The organism is Blautia acetigignens, from assembly GCF_025566865.1.
GTDB lineage: Bacteria > Bacillota > Clostridia > Lachnospirales > Lachnospiraceae > Blautia_A > Blautia_A acetigignens.
In genome coordinates, this window is sequence record NZ_JAOQJM010000015.1 from 13147 (window position 1) to 24412 (window position 11266).

The window sequence follows — 11266 nt, forward strand, 5'->3', positions numbered from 1 at the left end:
TTTATCTTCTGTTGCAGCGAGAAGCAATCCACGAACCGCAAGATTTCTCTTTTCGTCCTCCGGCAACTCTCCATCCGGAAGGCACTTTACGCTCATGAACTTACTCTGCATTACTTTACAAGGGACAGTATATAGCAGATTGCTGAAAAAAGCAAGTAAAAAATACGTAAAGTTAGATAAAAATGCGGGCTTCAGGAATACCAATACCTATTGACAATCCTATTTATACCGCGGTGGACGCTGCAATGCGGTAGCGGCCATGGCAGGCGGTGTTTTAAAGCTGCATCCGAAGATCGTGGTGGGAAATGGTGCTATGAATGCTTTCAAAAAATATCGGGGGAAAATTGCTTCTGTGATCATGTCCTACGTAAAAAATATGGAAAATGACTTAAAAAATGCGAGACCGGAACGTGTGTTTATCACCCATTCCGGCTGTGACCGGGAAACAGTAGAGGCGGTGTGGTTTCCAGCCATTGCGGTCTGGGTACGCTTGGCGTTTTGTATATTGCGTTATGATTTTTCAAACACGCTCTAAGGCGGACCGTTTATATCTTGGGAAAAATATGATCCAGATCGCGGCTGCCCATGGAATGACGGTTTACCCATGCGGGGAAGGACAGGAACTGGCTGCTTACGGCGCCGACTGCAGCGGCTGCATGACAAAGCGAACCTACGAGAAAGCACTTCATACCACACTTGCGATCCCGCCTCCTCGACGGGCAGATGGTGCTGGAGTTTAGCTGAAAAGAGGTTGATCGTAAGCTTGAGGGGGCTTGTAAATTCCCCTGGCGATGTTATAATGAAAATGGATTTTTTAACAAGTAAAATCCGGCGCGAGCCAGAGGCGGAGGTTGGCTTCCATAAAATACAAAAAAAGGAGCGAATAAAAAATGGCAAAAGTATTGATCAGCCCTTCCAAATATTTACAGGGCGCAGGAGAAATGAAAAACATCGGAACCTATGCAGCGAACTGCGGAAAGAAAGCCCTGGTTCTGATCAGTAAAGGCGGTTATAAGAGAATTGGAAAAATGATCGAGGACAGCTTTGCGGCAAGCGACTGCGATGTGGTTTTTGATTATTTTAACGGAGAGTGCTGCAATAGCGAGATCAACCGTCTGGTAGAAATTGTGAAAGAAAGCGGCTGTGACCTTACCATCGGTATTGGCGGAGGCAAGATTTTTGATACAGCCAAGGCAGTGGCATACTATGCAAAAACACCGGTGTTTATCTGCCCGACTATTGCTTCCACAGATGCACCATGCAGTGCATTATCCGTTGTATACACAGAGGAGGGTGTTTTTGAAAAATACCTGTTCCTTCCTGCAAATCCAAATCTGGTGCTTATGGACACAGATATTATTGCGAAATCACCTGTTCGTCTCACAGTAGCAGGAATGGGAGATGCCCTTGCAACTTATTTCGAAGCAAGAGCATGCAAACAAAGCGGCGCAGCCTCCTGTGCAGGGGGTAAGACCACAGAAGCCGCTATGGCCCTTGCAAAGCTTTGCTTTGATACCCTGATGGAAGAAGGTATAAAAGCCAAAATCGCACTGGAAGCCGGGGTATGCACACCTGCTGTAGAGAAGGTTATCGAGGCAAACACCCTGTTATCCGGAATCGGTTTTGAAAGTGCCGGACTTGCAGGCGCACATGCAATCCACAACGGATTCACTGTTCTGGAAGAGTGCCACCACATGTATCACGGAGAAAAGGTTGCTTTTGGAACTCTCACCCAGCTGGTTCTGGAGAATGTTCCACAGGAAGAATTAGAGGACATCATTTTATGGTGCATCGAAGTAGGCCTTCCAGTCACCTTAAAAGAGCTTGGCGCAGAAAACGTCACAGATGAACAGCTCATGGAAGTAGCTAAAACCGCATGCTCTGAGAACGATACCCTTCACAACATGCCATTTGAAGTAACACCGGAAACGGTATTTGCAGCAATGAAAGCAGCAGATGCATATGGCAGATATTATCTTGGAGAAAACTAAGACTAAATTAACGGAATAATGCAATTGAGGAGATTTTCTGATAAAATGAAAAGAGTAATTACCTATGGAACCTTTGATTTGCTTCACTATGGGCACATTAACCTGCTTCGCAGAGCCAAGGAGTATGGAGACTATCTGATCGTGGGACTTTCCACAGACGAATTCAACTGGAATGAGAAGCAGAAGAAATGCTATTTTTCCTATGAAAAAAGAAAACAGCTGCTGGAAGCCATCCGGTATGTGGATCTTGTGATCCCTGAAGAAAACTGGGAGCAGAAACGGACAGATGTAAAGGAATATCATGTGGATACCTTTGTGATGGGAGATGACTGGAAGGGAAAATTTGATTTTCTCAAGGAGGAAGGCTGCGAAGTCATTTATCTTCCACGCACACCGGAAATCTCCTCCACACAGATCAAAAATGATCTGAATATGAAGAAAGAAAACGATAACAGATAAGAAAACAAAATGAAACTGCCGCAAATGGGAAATACTATCCCTGGCGGCAGTCTTTTTTGTGCTGGAAAGTGCAGTTTCCTGCCGCAAACATTGACTTTCGTAAAGATTTCTTTATAATATAGTAATGATATGATAAAATTTGGGGACATCTACGTGAGGAAATAAATATGGAAACAAAGATCAATCTGGAAGACTGCTATCTAAATAAGGAAACCATGCAATATTGCTGCTGGAACCAGAATGAGGATGGACAGATTGTATATGAAGAAACACCTGCATTTAATCTGAATGGAACATACGATATTCTGGCAGATGTGTGCGGGGATAGAAGCGGGAAGGTAAAGGTAACGCTTAAGGAAAAGAAGCTCTCTGATTTTGAGCAGGTAAGGGTGCTTCTTGCCGGGGTAAAAAATCAGGAAATTTATATTCTGCCTGTAACGGATGTACAGAGCGACTGTGAATTTACCATTGATACCAGTATCCTTCTTCCTGCCATGGAATATGGAAGAAATAAAAGCGTGCGAATCCTTCTGGAGACCATAGCAGATGGACAATATTTCCGATACCGTCTGGCTGATAAAGGCCGGGCAAAGCAGGACAAGGATCTGCAGAAAGGGAAAAAAGCCTGGATCTGTGAGCAGGCCTGCTCTGAAAAGCTCCTGTTAACCCAGGAGGGCGCCAAAGACATTGCATACACCCTGTGCGTCTACATGGATCAAAAAGGAAGATGGCTGTTCGGACTTTGCGCCAACTGGCGAATCCACAAAATGACACAGATGTGCCATCTGCGCTATCTTACCATCAATAAGAACCTTCTGAAGCTCAGACTGGTTACAGATGCAGATAAATATGGCTATTTCCCTGACAAGGTCCTGTTTCGATTCAGAAGCAAGCTGGAGGTAGAACGGGAAGCGTACAGCTTTACGATCAGAAAAAACAGACTGAGAAATAATCTGCGCCGCTTTGAGGCAGAGCTGGATCTGGACCAGGTGGAGTGGAAAAGCCTGTACTGGGATGTGCTGGTGGTATTTTTGAATCCGAAAACCGGGGACAGATATGAAGCTTCTGTATCCATGACCAGAAATTACCGCTTATTCACCGCGTTTTTATACAGCGGAAAATATAAAAAAGAAAACGGATTTTTCCTGTATCCCTACAATACGTCATCCAAGAATCTTGCATTCCAGTATCGCGAGGAAGGCGAATATGACAGATGGGACTTCCGTATGAAGGAAATGGTCGCATTTTTCCTTTACCGCCTGTTAAAGCCTTACTGGGACAGCCAGCAGATTCAGCTGGTATATGAGAAATTCTGCATGATGGCCCAGGACAACGGCTACTATTTCTTCAAATACTGCATGGAAAACGGGGAAGAAAAGAGGCAGAAAAATCACATTTATTATGTGATCGATAAGAATGCACCGGACCGTGAGAAGCTGCGTCCGTACAAAAATCGGGTAGTGGATTTCATGAGCATCCGCCATATGATCTACATGCAGGCAGCGAAGCTTCTGGTGAGCACAGACACCCGAAATCATTTGTACGCTATGCGTCAGAGAGGCAGTATCCTGAAGCGCTACCTGAGAAGAAAGGATCTTGTATTTCTCCAGCACGGCGTAACCGCCCTGAAGAAAGTGGATTTCTTCTATGGCAAGGGAAAAGCAGGTTCCTGCAATCTTTTCGTGGTAACCTCTGATTTCGAGAAAGGAATCATAGAGAAATATTTCGGATACGCAGAGGACGAGATCGTAAACAGCGGTTTTGCCAGATGGGATGTGCTGGAGGATAAATCAGAAGGCCTTCGGGAAATCCTGATCATGCCTACCTGGAGATCCTGGCTGGAAAATGCAACGGCAGAGGAATTCAAAAAAAGCGATTATTTCCGGAACTACATGGAGCTTCTGAATTCCAGGCGTTTCCACGATTTCCTGGAAAAGAACGACCTGTGCGCTAATTTTTATCTTCACTCCAAGTTCCGTGAATTTATGCAGGACTTTTCCGTGGAATCCAAGAGAATCCGCCTGATCGCATTTGGGGAAGAGCCTGCCAATGAGCTGATGATGCGCTGCAAAATGCTGGTAACCGACTATTCCAGTGTGTGCTGGGATGTATTTTACCTGGATAAACCTGTTGTATTCTTCCAGTTTGACCGGGAAAAATACGAGGAAGCACACGGAAGCTATTTGGATATGAGTAAGGAATTATTCGGAGAGTGTGCGGACAATGTGGACGGGCTTCTTACTTATATGGAAGAATGCGCAGCCGGTCATTTCGTGATCAAACCCCAGTACGATGCTATGCGCACTAACTTCTACAAATATTTTGACGATCAGAACAGCAGGCGAATCTGCGATGCCATTGTGGAAAAATGGGGCAAAAAGAAGGAAGAAGAGAAAGCAGATGAGCAGGAATAACGGCGGGACAGGGAGCAGCAGAAGGATTAGGAAAACCAGCGAAGCTGGTAACGGCAGAAGAATGCAAAGCAACAGCGAATGTAGTGGGAATCGAATTATTACTGTGACAAGGCTGAAATTAAAAGGCTCTGATTTTACGGTATATGCGCAGGCGGGCAAAGCTTTGAAAATTGAGAAAGCAGTGCTGAAATCCCGAAATATTGTCCGACCGGCAGAATATCCGCTGGAATATGAGTTGCTTCCGAAAGGAAAAGAAAGGCATTTTTCAGGAAGGCATCAGTTTTCAGAAGAGCAGCAGGCCTCCGGCAGGCAGCCGTTTCAGATCCGGATCTGGGGCAGCACAGGGAATATGACTTTATGGGAGGGTGACTGGGATGTGTATCTTTACACCGAAGAGGGAGAAATTTTGCCTGTAATTCTGGATGGGGTCACACGGCTGAAGCTTCTCTTTGGAAATTACGAGATTCCAAAGGGGAATCATATTTTATTTCCAATGGCAAGTACGAATCATATGCTTACGCTCCATGATCGGCTTCGGGCCTCATACGACAGTACCGCTACGGCAGTGAAAGAGAATGTCATCTATCTGTTTTACATGCTCACAAAGCCAGTGTGGAACAGGAAAAAAATATGGGTGATTTATGAGAAATACTGTACAGAAGCCCAGGATAACGGTTCCTATTTTTTCAAATACTGTATGGAAAATCTTCCGGAAAAAGAAAAAAAGCATATTTATTTCATTCTGGACAAGAAGTCACTCCAGTGGCCGCAGATGAAAAAATATGGCCGGAATCTGGTTCCTTTTATGAGTGCAAGACATATGTTGTACATGTTGGCAGCCCGGATTTATGTGGCTTCAGATGCCAGAAATCATGGATTTGCGTGGAAGCCTAAGCCTAATATTATTACCAGGCAGATTAGTCAGAAGAAAATGCTGTTTTTGCAGCACGGCGTAACTGCCCTGAAACGGGTAGACAAACTATTCGGAAAAAACGGTTCCGCCCCTATGACCTATTTTGCCGTCACCTCAGAGTTTGAGCAGAAGATCGTCACAGAGAACTTCGGATATGCCAAAGAAAACGTGCCTATTCTTGGCTTTACTAGATGGGATGTCCTGGAAAATAAAGCCAGACCAGATGAGAAAAACATCCTGATCATGCCCACCTGGCGCCCCTGGCTGGAAGAGCAGTCCGATGAAGTATTCCGGGAAAGTGAGTACTGCAGACGGTACCGGCAGCTGCTGGAAAATCCAGAATTGGGAGCATTCCTGCGGGAAAACAATGTGAAGATCATTTTCCACATTCATCCCAAAATGAAGGAATTCCTGGAAGCATTTCAAACAGAAAATGACCAGGTAAAGCTGATCGTCCAGGGCAGCCAGCCCTTAAACGAGCTGATCATGAAATGCTCCATGCTGATCACCGACTATTCCAGTGTGAGCTGGGACGTCCACTATCTGGCTAAGCCGGTTCTGTTCTATCAGTTTGACTATGACCTGTATCAGCAGGCAAATGGAAGCTATATTGATATGACCAGGGACTTATTCGGAGACAGATGTCTGGATCAGGAATGCCTCGTAAAGAATATAAAAGAATATATAGAAAATAATTTTAAGGAAAAAGAAAGGTATGCACAGATGCGAAAGGAGCATTTTGCATACACAGATCATAACAACAGCAGGCGTACTCTGGAATTTCTGAAGTCCAGAGGCTGCTGAGGGAAAGGAAAAGAAATGAGCGAATTACCAAACAGCTCAAAAGAGCGAAAGAAATATCTGGATGCAGCAAAAGGCTGGGGAATCACAATGGTGGTGTTTGGGCATATTACTTCTCTGGGAAATCCCATAGACCTATGGTTTGCAGCATACAAAATCCCCATATTTTTCATTGTTTCCGGCTACCTGCTCTGCATGCGCCAGTCATTTCGCAAGATGAGTGCCAGCCAGTATATATGGAAGCATTTCAAAAGTCTTATGATTCCATATTTTGGATACAGTGCCATTGTAATGCTGTATAATATGCTGGTTTGCCTTATGAAAGGCACCGGACGCGCACAGATGTATTCGAAATTTGTGTACCAGGCCTACACCACACTGAGCCTGAGAGGAATCAGTGCTCTGTGGTTCCTGCCGGCTTTGTTTTTTGCGCAGGTGATCTTTATCCTGGTAATGAAAGCAAAGAGCAATCTTGTGCGGATCGCCAGCGGAATCCTGTCTGTGGTTATCACGGTGTACACTTCAGACACTCTGCTTCCAATGCTGAAGGCCATGCTCACCGAAAGACAGTACAAAATCGTGTCATTTCCCATCCTGGCAGTGAGTAAGGGAATTCTGGGATTCTGGTTTATCGGGGCAGGGTATCTCTGCTTTATGCTTTTTAGCAAAATCAAAGAGAGAAATCTGCGATTTGTCATCGGTGCGGTGATGTTCGTGGCCACTATTTTCCTGTCGCAGAGAAACCTTCATGTAGACATCAACCTGCTTCGAATCGGAGACAGTCATCTGATGTTTTACATAAACGGAATTCTTGGCTCCATGGGAACCATTCTGGTTCTGGAATATCTGGAGAAATGGTGGAAGATGACTTATCTGGAATTTGCGGGAAAAAATTCCCTGATCATTATGGCAACCCATGGAACCCTGGGCTTCAAAGTCCTTGTGATCAAAGGATGGAAGGCAATCTACACCCTGTCAGAGACTGCAGGACCAAGATACTATCTGGAATGTACCGGCATTCTGGCAGAGCTGATGCTCATAGAATGCGGTGTAGTTTCCATTATCAATCAATATTTTCCATGGCTTACAGGGAAATTTAAGAAAAAAAACTAAAAGAGGAAGCATACATGGGGAAACTGAAAAGCCTTTTGAAGGCAGAGCTGGTGAAGCATAAGGTGAAGGGGAAGCCGGATCCGGGAGTGTGGATTTTTTCGTCTACGGATAACTCCCACTACAATTACAATTCCCGTTATCTGTTTGAATATGTAAAGGACAATCTGCTGGAGATCACCCCTTATTTTGTGATCAACGATGAGAAATTGAGGCGAAAGCTTGGGGAAGAGTACGGAGAGCAGTATTTTATAGAAACTTGTTCCGAAGAGGGCATGAAGAAGGTTCTGTCGGCGGGGGTGTGGTTTACTTCCGCAGGGCTTCCAGTCTATGGCACCGGCCTTGGGAAAAACAGGACCATTGTAAATCTGTGGCACGGAATTCCCCTGAAAAAGATTGCCCTGATGGACCCCAATCTTTCTAAGCTTGCCAGGATCTATTTTAAGAAAATATTCTCGGAAAATTACACCTTTGTGCTGACCTGTTCCAGCCGTCTCATTCCCGTGATGGCAGAGAGCTTTCGCATTTCCCCGGACAAAATAAAGGTTTGGGGCCAGCCGAGGAATGACGTGCTCTTTACAAAGACAGACAAAGAGAAAGTGCTGGGAAGCATGTACCCTGATCTTCCCTCCTGCAAAAAGACCATCCTGTATGCTCCGACCTTCCGGGACTACGGCGTGACCAGCCTGTTTCCCTTTAAAGATTATGACAAGCAGGCTCTGGATGCTTTCCTGGAAAAAGAGGACGCCGTTATTTTCCTTCGCACCCACATCAGCGAGCAGGGAAATGCAGGCCCCTACCTCTCTGACCGGGTAAGATACCTGGGAAATGAGCAGGCAGAAGACATTATGGATATCGCAGATATTTTTGATATTCTGATCACGGATTATTCCAGCATTTACATTGATTATCTGCTTCTGGATAGGCCGTTGATCTTCCTTCCCTATGATAAGGAACGCTACCTGAAAGGCCGGGGAATGAACTTCGAATACGACAAGGTAACTCCCGGCGCCAAGCCGGACAGCCAGGAGAAATTCCTGGAAGCCATAGCAGAAATCTGCCATGGGAAAGACCGCTATCAGAAGGAGCGACAGGAATGCAACCTGTTTTTCAATGAGATCCAGAAGCCTTGTATGAAAAAGATCTGTGATGAGGTAAAGAAGCATGTCGGCATGGACGAAAATTAAGAAAAAACTAAAAAGCGGTACCTGGTATCCTTTTTATAATACCTTTTATGAGAAAACCAGGATCGACCCGTACACCATTTTGCTGGAATCCAGAAGCGGACGGGGAATGGAGAGCAACATTTTTGCAATCCTGCGGGAGTTAAATCAGGAAGAATACCGGAAATATTCCATTGTATTTGCCTGCCGCAGCGACTACAAAGCTTCCGTAGAGAAAAAGCTGCAGCATTACGGACTGAAGGTGGACAAGCTGATGAAATTCGGAAGCATCTCCTATTACCGGATGCTTTCCAGAGCAAAATATCTGATCAACGACTCCACCTTCCCGGGCCGCTTTATCAAGAAGGACGGGCAGATCTACCTGAACGTGTGGCATGGAACTCCGCTAAAATGCATGGGCAGGGACAATGTGGAGGAGCGTTACAGCATGGGAAATGTAATGCGAAATCTTCTCATGTCCGATTACCTGCTTTTTTCCAATGTGTTTATGGAGGAAAAAATGCGGGGCGCCTACATGCTGGATAATCTGTACAAGGGCCAGTACATTCACGAGTGCTATCCGCGAAATGAGATCTTTTTCCACCCGGAAAAAGGGGAGGCGCTGAAGAAGGAATTTGGCTTCGAGAATCTGCAGGTATCGGTCTATATGCCCACCTTCCGCGGAAAAGCAGACGCAGTAGACAGTCAGGATTCTGTGAAGGAGATGCAGGGCTATCTGGACATTCTGGATCAGCGCCTTAACGAAAAACAGCTTCTTCTGGTGAAGCTTCATCCCTTTGTGGGAGACGCTCTGGATCTTTCCAGCTATCAGCACATCCAGAAATTCCCGGAGGGCTATGACTCTTACGAAGTTCTGAACATGTGCGATGTGCTGATCACCGACTATTCCAGCGTCATGTACGACTTTGCCAACTCCGGCAAAAAGATTATTCTCTTTGCCTATGACATTGAGGATTATGCAGGAAGCCGGGGCATGTATGAGGACATCCGGAATTATCCCTTCCCGCTGGTGCGAACCCCTCAGGAGGTGGCAGAGCTTCTGCAGACGCCTGCGGATCAGCTGGACGAGGCTTTACGCCAGAAATATGGAACCTATGAGCACGGCAGCGGAATCAAAAAGCTGTGCCATCATGTGATCCTTGGGGAAAACTGCTGTGCCACCGCATCTGCTGTGGGAAATCAGAAGAAGAACGTGCTGCTCTATGCAGGGGATTTCCAGCAGAACGGAATTACCACCTCCTTTCTCAATCTGATGAAAGAGCTGGACAAGGAGGAGTACAACTACTTTATTTCCTACCGCATGAATTCCCTGAAGGAAGCCCCCTGGCGCCTTGACTGCCTTCCCCAGGATGCCAATGTGTATCCCCTTGGAAGCGAGATGAACATGGATGTGGTCACCGCCATCTGCCAGGGCCTTTACATGAAGTTTGGAATCCGCACCAGACGGCTTGCCCACGCCTACGCAAGAGAGTGGAAAAAGCATTTTGGAAATTCAGAATTTCAGGCGGTTCTTCACTTTAACGGCTACGAAAATTACATGATTTCCATGTTTGAGCAGGCACCTTTTCCAAGAACCATCTGGGTGCACAATGACATGGGAAAAGAGATTGAGAGAAAGAAAAATCCAAATAAATATGTGCTTCATGACGCCTATGCCTCCTATGACCATGTGGCTGCGGTAAGCCGGGACATTGCAGGTGCTGTGGCTGCAATTGGAGGCCGCGAGGACAATATTACCGTCATTCCCAACTGCCAGGATTACGAAGGAATCGAAAGGCGGTCCGGGGAAGCTATCTGCTTTGACCAGGAGACAAAATGTACTGTTTCCCTTAAGAAGCTTCAGGAGGTGCTAAATGGCAGCGACCAAAAATTTATCAATATCGGACGCTTTTCCCAGGAAAAGCAGCATAATCGTCTGATCCAGGCCTTTGAGCTTTTCTGGAAGAAAAACAAAAATACATGGCTGATTATAATCGGCGGAGCGGGAAATCTCTATGAACAGACCTGCCAACTGGCAAAAAACAGCGCTGCCGGCAGCCATATTATTCTGATTCGAAGTATACGAAATCCTATGCCCATATTGAAGGCAAGTGATCTGCTGGTTTTATCCTCAGATTATGAAGGCCTTCCTGTAGTCCTGTTTGAGGCAGCAGTACTGGGGGTTCCCTTTGTGGCAACAAATGTCCCGGGAGCACGCTGCTTTTGTGAGGACTATGGCGGAATGCTGGCAGAGCCCTCTGTCTTGGGTGTTTTGAAAGGTATGGAGGCCTTTGAAAGGGGAGAATGCAAGGCACCAAAGATTGATTGCAGGGAAAACAACCGAAAATCCCTGGAGCTGTTTGAAACCCTTTTGCAGAAGACCTGAGACAAAAGAGAAAACGCTTGCAGCAAGAA

The 11266-nt window shown here is 45.8% G+C and carries 9 protein-coding genes and 1 riboswitch; all 9 genes read left to right on the plus strand.

Features of this window, described 5'->3' with window-relative positions; translation table 11 throughout:
* Window positions 1-12: 12 nt before the first annotated feature.
* Window positions 13-110: riboswitch (THF riboswitch) on the minus strand.
* Between the two features lie 149 nt (window positions 111-259).
* The 9 genes from OCV70_RS15080 (at window position 260) to OCV70_RS15120 (ending at window position 11237) form a co-directional block, all read left to right on the plus strand.
* Entirely contained in the window at window positions 260-535 is a 276-nt protein-coding gene (locus OCV70_RS15080) for a hypothetical protein (protein ID WP_334292270.1), read from the plus strand.
* A 28-nt stretch (window positions 536-563) separates the two neighbouring features.
* Window positions 564-740: a hypothetical protein gene (locus OCV70_RS15085; protein WP_288217402.1), complete on the plus strand. Its 177-nt coding sequence runs from the start codon at window positions 564-566 to the stop codon at window positions 738-740.
* 150 nt (window positions 741-890) lie between these two features.
* Window positions 891-1991, plus strand: coding sequence for a glycerol dehydrogenase (locus OCV70_RS15090; RefSeq protein WP_173765493.1), 1101 nt, complete (start codon window positions 891-893; stop codon window positions 1989-1991).
* 45 nt (window positions 1992-2036) lie between these two features.
* Complete coding sequence (gene tagD, locus OCV70_RS15095; RefSeq protein ID WP_021925443.1) at window positions 2037-2450, plus strand: glycerol-3-phosphate cytidylyltransferase; 414 nt, start codon at window positions 2037-2039, stop codon at window positions 2448-2450.
* Window positions 2451-2617: 167 nt separating this feature from the next.
* On the plus strand, window positions 2618-4864 hold the full coding sequence (locus OCV70_RS15100; protein WP_262579819.1) for a CDP-glycerol glycerophosphotransferase family protein: 2247 nt from the start codon (window positions 2618-2620) through the stop codon (window positions 4862-4864).
* A complete protein-coding gene (locus tag OCV70_RS15105) occupies window positions 4851-6581 on the plus strand; it encodes a CDP-glycerol glycerophosphotransferase family protein (protein WP_178105355.1) in 1731 nt (576 codons plus the stop codon). Before OCV70_RS15100 ends, OCV70_RS15105 begins: the two co-directional genes overlap by 14 nt.
* Before the next feature lie 15 nt (window positions 6582-6596).
* Window positions 6597-7691 (plus strand): acyltransferase family protein, encoded by a 1095-nt coding sequence (locus tag OCV70_RS15110; RefSeq protein WP_117854168.1) that lies wholly within the window; start codon window positions 6597-6599, stop codon window positions 7689-7691.
* Between the two features lie 14 nt (window positions 7692-7705).
* Window positions 7706-8875, plus strand: coding sequence for a CDP-glycerol glycerophosphotransferase family protein (locus OCV70_RS15115; protein WP_262579820.1), 1170 nt, complete (start codon window positions 7706-7708; stop codon window positions 8873-8875).
* A complete protein-coding gene (locus OCV70_RS15120) occupies window positions 8853-11237 on the plus strand; it encodes a glycosyltransferase (RefSeq protein ID WP_262579822.1) in 2385 nt (794 codons plus the stop codon). The genes OCV70_RS15115 and OCV70_RS15120 overlap by 23 nt, the downstream gene beginning before the upstream one ends.
* The last annotated feature ends 29 nt before the right edge of the window (window positions 11238-11266 follow it).

What these genes read in the sequence shown, in the direction of transcription:
- OCV70_RS15105 (WP_178105355.1), top strand. Translation starts at nt 4,851, where the DNA reads ATGAGCAGGAATAACGGCGGGACAGGGAGCAGCAGAAGGATTAGGAAA.
- OCV70_RS15110 (WP_117854168.1), top strand. Translation starts at nt 6,597, where the DNA reads ATGAGCGAATTACCAAACAGCTCAAAAGAGCGAAAGAAATATCTGGAT.
- OCV70_RS15085 (WP_288217402.1), top strand. Translation starts at nt 564, where the DNA reads ATGATCCAGATCGCGGCTGCCCATGGAATGACGGTTTACCCATGCGGG.
- OCV70_RS15100 (WP_262579819.1), top strand. Translation starts at nt 2,618, where the DNA reads ATGGAAACAAAGATCAATCTGGAAGACTGCTATCTAAATAAGGAAACC.
- OCV70_RS15115 (WP_262579820.1), top strand. Translation starts at nt 7,706, where the DNA reads ATGGGGAAACTGAAAAGCCTTTTGAAGGCAGAGCTGGTGAAGCATAAG.
- OCV70_RS15090 (WP_173765493.1), top strand. Translation starts at nt 891, where the DNA reads ATGGCAAAAGTATTGATCAGCCCTTCCAAATATTTACAGGGCGCAGGA.
- OCV70_RS15120 (WP_262579822.1), top strand. Translation starts at nt 8,853, where the DNA reads ATGTCGGCATGGACGAAAATTAAGAAAAAACTAAAAAGCGGTACCTGG.
- tagD (WP_021925443.1), top strand. Translation starts at nt 2,037, where the DNA reads ATGAAAAGAGTAATTACCTATGGAACCTTTGATTTGCTTCACTATGGG.
- OCV70_RS15080 (WP_334292270.1), top strand. Translation starts at nt 260, where the DNA reads ATGGCAGGCGGTGTTTTAAAGCTGCATCCGAAGATCGTGGTGGGAAAT.